This window comes from Methylobacterium sp. B1 (assembly GCF_000333255.1).
GTDB lineage: Bacteria > Pseudomonadota > Alphaproteobacteria > Rhizobiales > Beijerinckiaceae > Methylobacterium > Methylobacterium fujisawaense.
The window spans coordinates 1-13091 of record NZ_BACT01001088.1 but is presented as its reverse complement, the minus strand read 5'-3'; the positions used below and the strand labels follow the sequence as shown (position 1 = coordinate 13091).

The following is a 13091-nucleotide window of genomic DNA, read 5'->3' as shown; positions in this document are numbered from 1 at the left end:
GCCGCGGTGATCTGCCGGACCAGCGAAAGTCGCAGGGTCCTGAAGTTCACATGGCCCTCGACATAGGCGGCATCGTGCCGGCGGACCGCCTGCGCGAGGTCATAGAGCGACCACAGCGGGCTCATGGTGAAGGCAAGCCACGCGACGGCCAGGGCGAGCGGGATCGCGAGCCAGCGCATGGCCTCAGCGTCCCGTCCGCGCGGTCAAGGCTGCGCCGACCATCGATCGAGACCGGAGAAGGCCGCGACGACCCCCTCGTAGACCGGCCGCTTGAAGGGAACGATCAGATCGGGAAGTTCGGCGAACTGCGCCCAGCGCCAGGCATCGAATTCCGGCTTGTCGGCGCCGCCCCCGGGATTGAGCACGTCGATCACGTCCTCGCTGCCCACAAAGCCGTAGGCGAACCATTTCTGCGTCTGGCCACGATACCGACCCTTCCAGGCCTGCTTCATTACTGCCGGTGGCAGGTCATAGGCGAGCCATTCGGGGATCTCGGCGAGGAGCTTCACGGCCTCCGGCGGTACGTTCGTCTCCTCATAGAGTTCGCGGCGCGCGGCGGCCTCGGGATCCTCGCCGGGATCGATGCCGCCCTGAGGCATCTGCCACATGTGCGGGCCGGCCACATGCTCAGAACCCGCACCCTTCTTGCGCCGTCCGACGAACACGCCGCCCGATGGCGCAATCAGCGCGATGCCCACGCAGGGGCGGTAGGGCAGGGCGGTGCCCAGGTCCGAATCCGTTACCATCAGGACGACCATAGGTCAGGGGCGGCCGCTGCCGCAACGCCGCCCAAGTCTTTCCCGATTCCGGTGGGGGTGGATCTACTTGCGCTGACTATAATCACGCGCGTCCTCAATCTGCCGTCGAGACCCGCTTGTCGCGGACGCCGCGCAGCGCAACGCTCGCCGGGACCAAGCGCAGACCGCGGGCGTCGATGTCCTTCGCCCAGCGGGCGATCCGGTCGACGCTCAGTGCCGTTCCGGTCGCCGAGACGAGGACGAAGCCATTGGCACGCGCCCGGGCTTCCGCCTGCGCCAGGGCCGCATCGATGGCGTCGGCGCGCGGCGTGGTGTCGAGGACGATCTCGGCGCGGGCGATCGGTGTCTTGCCCTTGTTGGCGGGCATCGTCGCGGCCTTGGGCGCCGTTCCGTCGTCGAGGAACCCCAGGCCACGGGCGCCGATCTCGCGCAGCACCGGCTCGAAGGCCGCATCGGCCATCAGCTTGGCGCCCATGAAATTCACGAGGCCCACATAGCCCGAGAAGCGCGTCATCGCCCAGGCAAGACGATCGGCATTCTCAGGTCCCCTCAGGGCCGTCAGCAGAGTCTGGGGCCCCGGGTCGCTGTCAGGGTAATCGAACGGCTCCATCGGCAGCTGCAGGAAGATCTCGTGGCCGGCATCCCGCGCACGTGCGGCCGCGTGCTCGGCCTCGCCGCCATAGGGGAGGAAGGCGAGGCTGACGGCGGCGGGCAAGCGTGCGGTGGCCACGGCCGTCGTGGCTTGGCCGATGCCCAGGCCGGTCACCACGATGGCGATGCGCGGACCGGTGCCGGGTTCCTCGGAGCGGGCATAGACGTCGAGCGGGCGGATGCGCCCCTCGCCGAGCTTCGGCATCAGCCCGTGGCGTCCGGCCTCGCTGATCCGCGGATCAGGCGCCGGGACGAGCCGCGGTGCATTCGGCGGCGGTACGCGGATCACCACCGCATCGCTCGGACCGCTGCCGGGCGGCCGCACCACCGTCACGCCGGACGCGGTCTCAACCTCCTCGGCGCTGCGCTGAAGCGGGACCGTGCTGGGGGCAGTCGCAAGGACCTGGGGCTGCAGGGTGGGAGGCGCCTGTGTGGCCGGACGCATCGTGGGCTCGCGCATCGCGATCGCGACCTGCACGCGCGGTTCGCCGCCGTCGGGATCCCCGAGGGCGAAGACAAGGCCGGCTGCCACTGCAAAGCCGGCCGCGATCGCGGCAGCAGCGATACGGGGCCGCCGGGCAGCCGCGATCAGCTGCCCGAGCCGGCTCGTGGGCTGCGCCGGCACCGCCTCAGGCACCCCGAGGGGGCGCGTGAGGATATCGTCCGTGGACTCGGTCAAGCGGCTCTCGATGCGGGATCACGATTGCTGCGCCGATCGGCAATGCGCCAATCCTTCCGTCCATTGCCGGTGGTTATGGTTAACGTTCCGCTAATGCCCGGTCCCGGAACGGAAAATCCCGCCCGGCGCGGCGCCGGGCGGGATCGGGTCGTCAGGGCGTTCCGAACGCCGTCAGTTCGGCAGGCTGGGCTTCTGCTGCTGCGCCGAAGGCGTGCCGTTGGCGGCGCCCTTCTGGATGCCGTGCAGGAAGTCGACCGCCGAGATCAGCTGCTTGTCCTTGGCCGGATCCGGCGGAACGTAGGCGGAGGATCCACCGCGCTCGTCGGTATCCTTCTGCTTCAGGTGACCCTTCAGCCCTGCCTCACCCTTGGTCTCGTCCTTGCCCTTCAGCTCGTCCGGGACCTCCTGCAGGACCTCGACATCCGGCTCGATGCCCTTGGCCTGGATCGAGCGACCCGACGGCGTGTAGTAGCGCGCCGTGGTCAGACGCAGGGCGCCCGAACCGCCGAGGGGGATGATCGACTGCACCGATCCCTTGCCGAAGGAGCGCGTGCCCATGATGGTCGCGCGCTTGTGATCCTGCAGGGCGCCGGCCACGATCTCGGAGGCCGAGGCCGAGCCGCCGTTGACGAGCACCACGATGGGCTTGCCCTTGGTCAGGTCGCCCGCCTTGGCGGAGAAGCGCTGGGTCTCGTCCGGATTGCGGCCGCGGGTGGAGACGATCTCGCCGCGATCCAGGAAGGCGTCGGACACCATCACGGCCTGATCGAGCAGGCCGCCCGGGTTGTTGCGCAGGTCGACGATGTAGCCCTTGATCTTGTCGGCTCCGATCTCGCTCGACAGCTTGTCGATCGCAGCCCGCATTCCGTCGAAGGTCTGCTCGTTGAACTGGGTCAGGCGGATATAGGCGACGTCGCCGCCTTCGACCTTCGAGCGTACCGGCTTGATCTTGATGACGTCGCGGGTGAGCGTGACGTCGATCGGATCCTTCGATTCCTTGCGGGTGATCTTGAGCTTGACGCTCGAATTCACCGGGCCGCGCATCTTGTCGACCGCCTGATTCAGGGTGAGGCCCTGAACCTGATCGTCATCGATCTGCGTGATGATGTCGTTGGCGAGCAGCCCTGCCTTGGCAGCCGGCGTATCGTCGATCGGCGTGACGACCTTGATCAGGCCGTCCTCCATCGTGACCTCGATGCCGAGACCGCCGAACTCGCCGCGCGTCGTGGTCTGCATGTCACGGAACGCCTTGGCGTCCATGTAGCTCGAATGCGGGTCGAGCGACGTCAGCATGCCGTTGACGGCCGCCTCGATCATCTTCGATTCGTCGGGCTTCTCGACGTAGTCCGTGCGGACCTTCTCGAAAACGTCGCCGAACAGGCTGAGCTGGCGATAGGTCTCGGCCGAGGCAGCCACCGCCCGCGGGCCCGACAGGAAGTCGGTCTGGGTGGCCACCATGGAGGTGCCGGCACCGAGGAAGGCGCCGAGCATGATCAGGGAAGTCTTGCGCATCAGCCGCGAACCTTCTCGCCAAGTACCGTATTGTTCGGGCTCTTCGCCCACCACGGCTCCGGATCGATGGAGCCGCCGTCCTTCTTGAACTCGACGTACAGGGTGGGATCACCCTCGGACCCGCCGGGACCTGCGCTCTTCTCGCCCATGGTGCCGACCGGCTCGCCCGCGAGCACGAACTGACCGACCTCGACGCTGATCTGATCCATCCCCGCTAGCAAAAGATAGTAGCCGTCGCCAGCGTTGATGATCAAGAGTTGCCCGTAGGACCGAAACGGCCCGGCGAACTGCACCCACCCGTCGGCCGGGGACGAGACGGACGCCTTGGGACGGGTCGTAAACGACACGCCGCGGGTGGTGCCACCATTGCCATCGGGCTGGTTGAAGCCGCGTGCGACGCGTCCGCTCACCGGCCGCGGCACTTCGCCCCGCGCCTCGGCGAAGTGGACTTTGGGTGCCAATCGGGCGGGGTCGCGGAAGCCGGCCGCGGCGAAGCGCTCCTGGGTGATGCGCGCCTCTCGCTCGGCCGCTGCCTTGGCCTCCTCGGCGGAGCGCTTCGCCGCTGCGACCTCTGCCTCCGTGCGATCGAGCAGGTCCTTCAGGTTCTTGGCCTGCGCACCGAGTTCGGCGGCCCTGCGGCGCTCGGCCGTGAGGCCGCTCTCGATCTCGGCCTGACGGGCGCGGCGGGCGGCGACCAGCGCCTGCAGGCGCTGCTGTTCGCGCGCCCATCCGGCAAGGTCATTGGACAGCCCTTCCTTGTCCTGCGCGATCAATCCGCGCAGCCTGATCATTTCCGCGAGATCGGCCGCCAGGGTGTCGACCTCGCCGCGCAGTTCCGGCACGACCGCGCCAAGCAGCATCGAGGTCCGGATCGCCGCGAGCACGTCTTCAGGGCTCACCAGAACGGCCGGCGGCGGCCTGCGCCCCATGCGCTGGAGCGCCGCCAGGATCTCGGCGACGATGCCGCGTCGGCCCTGCAGCGAGTGGCGGATCGCTGCCTCGCTCTCGCTCATCGCCTTCAGGCGCTCCTCCAGGCGGCTAAGGCGGTCTTCCGTCGCCTGCGCCTGTCGGCCCGCATCTAGAAGGGCGGCGTCGAGCTTCGCCCGGTCGGAGCCGATGGCTGCGATCTCCGACTCGAACTGCGAACGCTGGCCGGCACTGGCCGCGATCGCATCCTGGACGCGCTTCAGATTCTCGGCCCGGCGCTCACGTTCCTCATTGGCACGCTGAATGGCTTCGGGGTCGGTGGCCGGAGGCGTCTCGGACCGCGCGGCCGAGCCCATCGAGACGAGGGCGACCAGGGTCAGCGTCTGCAGCGCCCGTCTTGACGCGGACTTCGACCCGGCCGTCATCTCAGGGATGGCCATAGGGGGTCAGCCCGCCTCACCGCGATGGTAGGGGTGCCCCGACAGGATGGTGAGGCTGCGGTAGAGCTGTTCGAGAGCGAGCACGCGCACGAGTCCATGGGGCAGGGTGGCGGCCCCGAAAGACAGGATCAACTCCGCCTTCGTCCGAATTGAGGCGTCCAGACCGTCCGGCCCCCCGATCGCCACCACGAGTGCCGGCCGGGCGGCATCGCGCCAAGCGGCGACGCGTTCGGCCAGCGCCTCGCTTCCGATATCGGCACGACCGCGTTCGTCATAGGCGACCAGCACACCGCCAGGCGGCATGTGGCCCGTCAGGGCCGCCGCCTCCTCGGCACATCGGTCGAGGGCGCGACGGGCACGGGATTCTGCGACCTCGATGCTGTCGCAAGTGGCGAAGCCGAGCCCGCGACCGAGTTGCGCGGCACGGTCGCGATATCGTGAGGCCAGCTCGCGCTCAGGACCGGCCTTCAGACGTCCGACTGCGGCCAGAATCAGGCGCATCGGCCGCGGTCCGGATCAGCCGGCCGCGATCCCAACCGGGCGGTCGGCGCCCCACATCTTCTCGAGGTTGTAGAAGCCGCGGACCTCGGGACGGAAGATGTGCACCAGCACGTCGCCGGCATCGATCAACACCCAGTCGCAGGCCGGGAGGCCCTCGACCCGGGCGTTGCCGAAGCCGCGGTTCTTCATTTCCTGAACGATCTTGTCGGCGATCGAGCCGACATGCCTCTGCGAGCGCCCAGAGGTGATGATCATCGTGTCGGCGAGCGACGTCTTGCCGGCCAGATCGATTGCGATCGTCTCCTCGGCTTTCATGTCATCGAGGCATTCGAGCGCAAGGGCCTTCAGGTCGTCCGAGCGCGCCTGACCGGTTTCCACCGGGGCTTGGACGGGGGTGCGGATCATCTCCGTGCGGCTGGTCTCGGGCAGAGTCCTGGTTCCTCGTTCTGCCGCACGGCGGCGTCATGCCGTGCGGGATGACATGAAATTGGCGGTATCGGTCGTCGATTGCAACCGCGCTTGCGGCCGTCGTGACGTCGTTGGCCCCGTACTTGCGCGAATCTGCGTGGAGGACAGGCTCGAACGGGGTCCGTGCAGGAACATCCAGGCCGGCGGCGGCCGCCGCGCGAGGGTCGATGCCGCCTCCTCGGGAACCCGGGCGTCGGCCAAGCGCCGCGCAGCCCGGGCGCTGAGCGGTGTCATGGTGAAACCCGGCCGGTCGATGACGACGATCGGCAGGAGCCGGGCGATCTCGGCGAAACCCTTCCAGCGATGAAAGGTGCCGAGAGAATCCGCCCCCATGATCCAGACGAAGTTCACGCCGGGGCAGCGGCGCTTGAGGAAGCGCAGGGTCTGGACCGTGAAGCGGACGCCCAGAGCCGCCTCGATGCCGGTCACGGCGATCCGCGGATGACGGGCGATGCGGTGGGCCTGGGCAGACCGTACCTCCACCGAGGGGAGGGCGCTCCGGCTCTTGAGCGGGTTCCCTGGGCTCACCAGCCACCAGACCCGATCCAGGCCGAGCCGACGCAGTGCCGCGAGGGTCACGTGCCGGTGGCCCAGATGGGCGGGATTGAAGGACCCGCCGTAGAGGCCGATCCGCATGCCGGGGGCGCTCGGCGGCAGGGTCAGCCGCACGCCGGACCTTCAGCGCAGGTCACGGGCGCGTCTGGCCGTTGCCGTGGACGCGATACTTGAATGTGGTCAGCTGCTCGACACCCACCGGCCCACGCGCGTGCATCCGCCCCGTGGCGATGCCGATTTCGGCCCCGAAGCCGAACTCGCCGCCATCGGCAAATTGGGTGGAGGCGTTGTGGGTGACGATGGCCGAATCGACCTCGGCGAGGAAACGGGTCGCCGCCGTGTCGTCTTCGGTGATGATCGCGTCGGTGTGATGCGAGCCGTAGGTCTCGATGTGCTCGATGGCCGCTTCGATCCCGTCGACCACCCGCACCGCGATGATCGCGTCGAGATATTCTGTATGCCAATCCTCCTCGGAGGCAGCGGTCACCCGCGGATCGACGGCGCGCGTCTCGGCATCGCCGCGGACTGCGCAGCCGCTCTCGAGTAGCGCTTGGACCAGCGGCGCAAGATGGGTCGCGGCACAGGCGCGGTCGACCAGCAGGGTCTCGGCGGCGCCGCAGACGCTCGTGCGGCGCATCTTGCTGTTGAGCAGCACGGTGCGGGCCATGTCGAGGTCGGCCGCTGCGGCGACGTAGACATGGTTGATGCCGTCGAGATGGGCGAAGACCGGAACGCGCGCCTCGGCCTGGACGCGTTCCACGAGGCCACGTCCGCCCCGCGGGACGATGACGTCGACGCAACCGTCGAGGCCCGCGAGCATCAGCCCGACGGCGGCGCGGTCGCGGGTCGGCACCAGCTGGATGGCGTCCTCCGGCAAGCCGGCATCGGCGAGCCCGCGGCTCATGGCCCGCGCGATCGCCATAGCCGTGCGATGGCTGTCCGAGCCGGCGCGGAGGATCGCGGCGTTGCCGGCCTTGAGGCAGAGCGCACCCGCGTCCGCAGTGACATTCGGGCGCGCCTCGAAGATCACCCCGACGACGCCGAGCGGCACCGCGATGCGCTCAATCAGCAGGCCGTTCGGCCGCTCGATGGCGGCCAGCTGACGTCCGACCGGATCGGCCAGGGAGCCGACCTTCTCGACGGCATCCGCCATGCCGGCGAGCCGCCCGGGATCCAGGGTGAGACGGTCGATCAGGGCGGCGCTCTGGCCCGCGCTCCGGGCGGCGGCCACGTCCCGCGCGTTCTCGCTCAGGATTTCGTCACGGCTCGCCCGGATCCGCTCGGCGATCGATTTGAGCGCCCCGTCCTTGGTTCGCGCCGAGGCCAGCGCCATACGCCGGGCCGCCGCGCGGGCCCGACGGCCGATGGCCGCCATCTGCTCCGGCAGGGTATCGGCCTCGGCGAAGTCCGATCTCAGGTTCAGGACGGGCACGCTGGCGTCCTCGATGTGCGACGGCCGCAGGAACGGCCAGACGATGGAAAGCGCCGTATTTGCACACCCGACACCGGTCCGACAAGAGTGCCGGCTCGTGATTGGGCGCAATGATCGGAGCGGAAAATTGTAAATAGATTAGTTTAGATCGGCATTTTCTAGAACAGTGCCAAGTCATCGCGATGCACCATCCAGGCGCGGCCCGGATAATTGAGCAAGTCCGGGATATGCGCGCTCGGGTGACCGATGATGAGCGCAGCCTCGGCGCTGTCATACGCCACCAAGCCGCGGCCGAGGATCCGTCCCGCGGGATCACGGATCAACACGGCGTCGCCGCGGGAGAAGCTGCCCTCGATCGATCGGACGCCGACGGGCAGGAGGCTGGCGCCGCTCCGCAGCGCCTGCTCGGCACCGGAATCGATCGTCAGGGTGCCGCGCGGCTCCAGGGATCCCGCGATCCAGGTCTTGCGGGCGGCCGTCGGGGTGGAGCCTGAGAGGAACCATGTGCAGCGCGCGCCCTCCATCATCGCCTTGAGCGGGTTCTTCCCGCGCCCGTCGGCGATGACCAAGTGGGTGCCGCCCGAGGCCGCGATCTTGGCGGCCTCGACCTTGGTGCGCATGCCGCCCCGCGACAGCTCGGAGGCCGGCCCGCCGGCCATGGCTTCGATCTCCGGGGTGATGCGCTCGACGACGGCGAGGTGGCGGGCCTCCGGATCGTTCTTGGGCGGCGCGGTGTAGAGACCGTCGATATCCGAGAACAGGACCAGGACGTCGGCATCGATCATGGTGGCGACCCGGGCCGCCAGCCGGTCGTTGTCGCCGTAGCGGATCTCGGACGTCGCCACCGTGTCGTTCTCGTTCACGACCGGGACGGCGCGCATCTCCAAGAGTTTCAGGACGGTGGCGCGGGCGTTGAGGTAGCGGCGGCGCTCCTCGGTATCCTGGGGCGTCACGAGAATCTGGCCGGCGACGATGCCGTGATGGCCCAGAGCCTCGGCCCAGTGGCGGGCCAGCGTGATCTGCCCCACGGAGGCCGCGCCCTGGCTCTCCTCCAGGCGCAGGGCGCCGGGCGGAAGGCCCAGCACCGTCCGGCCGAGGGCGATGCTGCCGGAGGACACCACCAGCACGTCGACGCCGCGCCCGTGCAGTTCCGCGATGTCCTCTGCCAGCGCCGCGAGCCAGGCGTGGCGCAGGCGGCCGGCACTGCGATCGACCAACAGAGCCGAGCCGACCTTGATGACCACACGGCGGAATTCTTCGAGGGCAGGGATCATGATTCTTGCGAAAACGCGCGTTTGAGCCGGGTGTGAAGCAAGACCCGCCTCTTGAACAGCCGTCCGACGACATGGCTCGCGGCGCCCGGGCGGTTCGGGCCGCCGGCGCGTCCAGATCGTGGGCCGGCACGACCGCGGCACACGTTCCTGCGAGCGGCCTCATCCCTCACGTGGTCGTGAGTATGTGGCATGCCAAAGATCGATATTGCGGCGCGGGAGCGCGGCGGCCGGTTCGACGCTGCACCGCACCGAGCCCCGGCGCGCTCGACCTCAGCACACAGGACACAGACAAGATGGACGCGAATCGACGCGCGTTTCTCGGGACCGCAGCCCTCGGGGCCGGCGGTCTCGTCGCCCTGACCCAGGGGGCCGCCGCCGCGGCGACCGATCACGGGGCGCCCGGGGCCGGCGGCTTCGGGCGGGACGTTCAGCAGCTGCCCCCCGGCGCCCCGGTCGCCTACCACGACCCGAAGGATGTCGGCGCCATGCCGGACTTCCACTTCTCGCTCGACGGCAACGTCCCCAAGATCACGTCGGGCGGCTGGGCCAAGGAGGCGACCGTCCACCAGTTCCCCATCAGCAAGGGGATCGCGGGCGTACACATGTTCCTCGATCCCGGCGCGTCGCGGGAGCTGCACTGGCACGCCATCGCGGCCGAGTGGGCTTACGTCATCGACGGCCGATGCCAGACCGTGGTCCTCGATCCCTCGGGGGCGAGCGAGATCAACAACTACGAGCCGGGCGACCTGTGGTTCTTCCCCAAGGGGCACGGCCACTCGATCCAGACGATCGGCGACAAGCCGTGCCACTTCATCCTGTCGTTCGACAACGGCGCCTTCTCGGAGCACGGCACGTTCTCGATCACCGATTGGGTCGACGTGTCGCCGAAGGACATGCTGGCGCTCGATTTCGGCCTGCCGACAGCTGCGCTGAACGCGTTCCCGAAAGGCGAGGCCTACATCCAGGCCGGGCCGGTGATCCCGCTCGCCCAGGCGCTCGACGCACCCTGGCCGAAGGAATCGACCCACAAGTTCCGGCTCCTGAAGGATCCGCGCGCGGTCCGTGACTTCGACGGTGGGACGTTCCGCCTCGCCACCGTGGACGAGTGGCCGGTGTCCAAGTCGATGTCGGGCGGCGTGATGACGATCCGGCCGGGCCAGATGCGCAAGTTCCATTGGAACGTGAACGCCAACGAGTGGCACTATTACCTGAAGGGCAAGGGTCAGGTGGCCCTGTTCGGCTCGGGCGGCCGCGGCAAGGTCGCGGAGTTCAAGCCCGGCGATGTCGCCTACATCCCCATGGGCTTCGGCCACGCGATCAAGAACGTCGGCGACGACGATCTCGAGATCGTCCAGACCTGGGACAACGGCAAGTTCGAGGAGATCGACCTCGATGCCTGGATCAAGGCGAGCCCGAACTACCTCCTCGCCAACAACTTCACCGGCGTCCCCGCCGACACGATCGCGAAGCTGAAGCAGGGCTGAGACGACGCTCGATCCGGACCGACAGGGCCCAGACCCGGTCCTGTCGGTCCCGGCCGCCGCGTCCTAGGGACAACCGGTCGACAGCTATGGCTGCCAGGCGTCCACCGGCTTCCGTTCGGCCTCGGCGCTGGCATCGATCTCGGACTGGAGCGCCCGCAGCGCCTCGGGGACGCCCTTTCGGCTCGCCGAGGACAGGACCAGCGGCGCGCGGCCGGCGGCGCGCTTCAGCTTGGCCCACCTGGCTCTTGAGCGTGTCGGCGTCGAGGGCGTCGGCCCTTCGAGAGCGCCACGATCTCGGGCTTCTCCGCGAGGCCGTTGCCGTAGGCCTCGATCTCGCCGCGCACCAGCTTGTAGGTCTTGCCGGCATGCTCGCTCGTGCCGTCGACGAGGTGCAGCAGCACCCGGCAGCGCTCGACATGGGCGAGGAACTTGTCGCCGAGGCCGACGCCCTCATGCGCGCCCTCGATCAGGCCCGGGATGTCGGCGAGCACGAATTCGCGCCCGTCCGAGCGCACCACGCCGAGGCCGGGATGCAGGGTGGTGAACGGGTAGTCGGCGATCTTCGGCTTCGCGGCGGTGACGCTCGCCAGGAAGGTCGACTTGCCGGCATTCGGGAGGCCGACGAGGCCGGCATCGGCGATCAGCTTGAGCCGAAGCCAGATCCACATCTCCTGGCCTTCCAGGCCGGGATTGGCGTGCTTCGGGGCGCGGTTGGTCGACGTCGTGAAATAGGCGTTGCCGAAGCCGCCATTGCCGCCCTTGGCGAGGCGGATCCTCTGGCCGACCTCGGTCAGGTCGGCGAGCAGCGTCTCGCCGTCCTCGGCGAAGATCTGTGTGCCGGCCGGGACCTTCAGGACCGTGTCGGCGCCGTTGGCGCCGTGGCAGTTCGAGCCCATGCCGTGCTCGCCCTTCTTGGCCTTAAAGTGCTGCTGGTAGCGGTAGTCGATGAGGGTGTTGAGCCCCTCGACGCACTCCACCCAGACATCGCCGCCCCGGCCGCCGTCGCCGCCGTTCGGCCCGCCGAACTCGATGAACTTCTCCCGCCGGAACGAGACGCAGCCGGGACCGCCGTCACCGGAGCGGACATAGACCTTGGCTTCGTCGAGGAATTTCACGACCTGAATCCTTTGTCGGGTGCGGATTCGCGACCCGCACCATCACCCTGTCGACGGCGGCCGGCCAGCCCCGGCGCCGAAAGGCCGCCTCAGGCGGCCCGCGTCATCGCCGGCTCCGACGGCGGGTTCTGCCAGCGCCGCCGGTCGAGGCTGAAGAGATCGACCGGCAGATCCGCGCCGCGCGCCGGGAAGGGCCGGGTCGCGCTGCCGGCCTGCACGAAGCCGCAGGTCTCCAGAACGTGCCGGGACGCCGGGTTGACCGTGCGGGCCGACGCAGCCAGTTCCGTCCCGCCGGTATAGGCGAAGAAGGCGTGGCACAGAGCCGTCACGGCCTCGGCCATCAGGCCGCTGCCCCAATAGGGCTGCCCGAGCCAGTAGCCGAGTTCCGGCGGCCCCTCGGTCCGCCCCTCGATGCTGATCACACCGATGAGGCTGGCGGGCGCCGCCCGCGGCGCGAGGGCGAGCGTGAGGGCCGACCCGGCGGTGTTCTGCGCGCGCGCCTGCAGCAGGAACGCATCCACCACCGGGGCCGGAAGCGGGTGCGGCACCCGCGCCAGCATCGCGGCGACAGACGGATCACCGGCCAGCTTCAGGATCGCGTCCCTGTCCTTGGCGGTCGGCCAGCGCAGCCACAGCCGCCGCGTCTCGATCCGGAAAACGTCATCACGGGTCAGATCGGGGAACATCGTGCCCTCGCAGGGCGGCGTTCCCGGCTCCGGGACACCGCCTCAAGACGACGAAGGGGAGGATGGCGTCCCATCCTCCCCGGGTGTTCCGTCCGAACCGGCCCGTCAGGGGCTCGGCAACGACGTCTCCGGTCCGGTGTGGGACACCGGGCGGGACGCCAGCTTCGCCTCTAAAGGCGCCCGCCTCTTATTCCGCGGCCTCGGCCAGCGGGGTTACGGCCACGAAGGCGCGCCCGCGGCGCGTCTCGAAGCGGACATGGCCCGGTACCAGCGCGAAGAGCGTATGGTCCTTGCCCATGCCGACATTGGCGCCGGGATGCCATTTGGTGCCGCGCTGACGCACGATGATGTTGCCTGGAATCACGGCTTCCGCGCCGAACTTCTTGACGCCGAGGCGCCGGCCTTCCGAGTCGCGACCGTTGCGGGACGAGCCGCCTGCCTTCTTGTGTGCCATGGGATGAACTCGTGAGGAGGATTCGCTCCGGCGGCGGTAGCCCGCTCATCTCGGAGGTGGCCCGTCCTCCGGCCCCGTCCCTGGGCCGGCCGCGGGGTCGTCGAGGACGGCCTCGGCCGCCCCGGAAGGTGCTAGGCCGCCGCCGCGGCGCGAGG

General features: G+C 69.2%; 13 protein-coding genes and 1 pseudogene. 1 reads left to right on the top strand and 13 read right to left on the bottom strand.

Annotated features, from left to right (window positions below):
- From I53_RS32075 to proB, 10 genes are all read right to left on the bottom strand, one after another.
- Positions 1-179 (bottom strand): DUF2939 domain-containing protein (locus I53_RS32075; RefSeq protein WP_148291268.1); only part of this gene is annotated, 179 nt, incomplete at its 3' end.
- Positions 180-203: 24 nt separating this feature from the next.
- Positions 204-758 (bottom strand): RNA pyrophosphohydrolase, encoded by a 555-nt coding sequence (locus I53_RS30220; RefSeq protein ID WP_043358102.1) that lies wholly within the window; start codon positions 756-758, stop codon positions 204-206.
- A 94-nt stretch (positions 759-852) separates the two neighbouring features.
- Positions 853-2088, bottom strand: a complete 1236-nt coding sequence (locus I53_RS30215) for a divergent polysaccharide deacetylase family protein (RefSeq protein WP_043358100.1) — start codon at positions 2086-2088, stop codon at positions 853-855.
- Positions 2089-2259: 171 nt separating this feature from the next.
- Positions 2260-3600: a S41 family peptidase gene (locus I53_RS30210; RefSeq protein ID WP_043358098.1), complete on the bottom strand. Its 1341-nt coding sequence runs from the start codon at positions 3598-3600 to the stop codon at positions 2260-2262.
- Entirely contained in the window at positions 3600-4883 is a 1284-nt protein-coding gene (locus I53_RS30205) for a peptidoglycan DD-metalloendopeptidase family protein (RefSeq protein WP_251982502.1), read from the bottom strand. Before I53_RS30205 ends, I53_RS30210 begins: the two co-directional genes overlap by 1 nt.
- 90 nt (positions 4884-4973) lie before the next feature.
- The gene (rlmH, locus tag I53_RS30200; protein WP_043358097.1) at positions 4974-5468 is read right to left on the bottom strand and encodes a 23S rRNA (pseudouridine(1915)-N(3))-methyltransferase RlmH; all 495 of its coding nucleotides are present in this window, start codon (positions 5466-5468) and stop codon (positions 4974-4976) included.
- A gap of 15 nt (positions 5469-5483) precedes the next feature.
- Positions 5484-5873: a ribosome silencing factor gene (gene rsfS / locus I53_RS30195; RefSeq protein WP_083936194.1), complete on the bottom strand. Its 390-nt coding sequence runs from the start codon at positions 5871-5873 to the stop codon at positions 5484-5486.
- A 57-nt stretch (positions 5874-5930) separates the two neighbouring features.
- A complete protein-coding gene (locus tag I53_RS30190; protein ID WP_083936193.1) occupies positions 5931-6605 on the bottom strand; it encodes a nicotinate-nucleotide adenylyltransferase in 675 nt (224 codons plus the stop codon).
- A 19-nt stretch (positions 6606-6624) separates the two neighbouring features.
- Entirely contained in the window at positions 6625-7923 is a 1299-nt protein-coding gene (locus I53_RS30185) for a glutamate-5-semialdehyde dehydrogenase (RefSeq protein WP_043358095.1), read from the bottom strand.
- Positions 7924-8081: 158 nt separating this feature from the next.
- Complete coding sequence (proB, locus tag I53_RS30180) at positions 8082-9197, bottom strand: glutamate 5-kinase (RefSeq protein WP_043358093.1); 1116 nt, start codon at positions 9195-9197, stop codon at positions 8082-8084.
- A 293-nt stretch (positions 9198-9490) separates the two neighbouring features.
- Between proB and I53_RS30175 the strand changes: the two genes are divergently transcribed.
- Positions 9491-10681: a cupin domain-containing protein gene (locus tag I53_RS30175; protein ID WP_043358091.1), complete on the top strand. Its 1191-nt coding sequence runs from the start codon at positions 9491-9493 to the stop codon at positions 10679-10681.
- Between the two features lie 84 nt (positions 10682-10765).
- Here I53_RS30175 and obgE read toward each other — a convergent pair.
- The 3 genes and pseudogenes from obgE to rpmA all read right to left on the bottom strand — a co-directional run bounded on the left by obgE (position 10766) and on the right by rpmA (position 12936).
- Positions 10766-11796: pseudogene (obgE, locus tag I53_RS30170) on the bottom strand (GTPase ObgE).
- Positions 11797-11885: 89 nt separating this feature from the next.
- Positions 11886-12482, bottom strand: coding sequence for a GNAT family N-acetyltransferase (locus tag I53_RS30165; protein ID WP_043358089.1), 597 nt, complete (start codon positions 12480-12482; stop codon positions 11886-11888).
- Positions 12483-12669: 187 nt separating this feature from the next.
- Positions 12670-12936, bottom strand: a complete 267-nt coding sequence (gene rpmA, locus I53_RS30160) for a 50S ribosomal protein L27 (protein WP_043352185.1) — start codon at positions 12934-12936, stop codon at positions 12670-12672.
- Between the last annotated feature and the right edge of the window lie 155 nt (positions 12937-13091).

Excerpts from the sequence above, each read along its gene's own strand:
- I53_RS30205 (WP_251982502.1), bottom strand. The coding sequence starts at position 4,883 with ATGGGCTCGGCCGCGCGGTCCGAGACGCCTCCGGCCACCGACCCCGAA.
- I53_RS30165 (WP_043358089.1), bottom strand. The coding sequence starts at position 12,482 with ATGTTCCCCGATCTGACCCGTGATGACGTTTTCCGGATCGAGACGCGG.
- rsfS (WP_083936194.1), bottom strand. The coding sequence starts at position 5,873 with ATGATCCGCACCCCCGTCCAAGCCCCGGTGGAAACCGGTCAGGCGCGC.
- I53_RS30175 (WP_043358091.1), top strand. The coding sequence starts at position 9,491 with ATGGACGCGAATCGACGCGCGTTTCTCGGGACCGCAGCCCTCGGGGCC.
- I53_RS30210 (WP_043358098.1), bottom strand. The coding sequence starts at position 3,600 with ATGCGCAAGACTTCCCTGATCATGCTCGGCGCCTTCCTCGGTGCCGGC.
- rlmH (WP_043358097.1), bottom strand. The coding sequence starts at position 5,468 with ATGCGCCTGATTCTGGCCGCAGTCGGACGTCTGAAGGCCGGTCCTGAG.
- rpmA (WP_043352185.1), bottom strand. The coding sequence starts at position 12,936 with ATGGCACACAAGAAGGCAGGCGGCTCGTCCCGCAACGGTCGCGACTCG.
- proB (WP_043358093.1), bottom strand. The coding sequence starts at position 9,197 with ATGATCCCTGCCCTCGAAGAATTCCGCCGTGTGGTCATCAAGGTCGGC.
- I53_RS30220 (WP_043358102.1), bottom strand. The coding sequence starts at position 758 with ATGGTCGTCCTGATGGTAACGGATTCGGACCTGGGCACCGCCCTGCCC.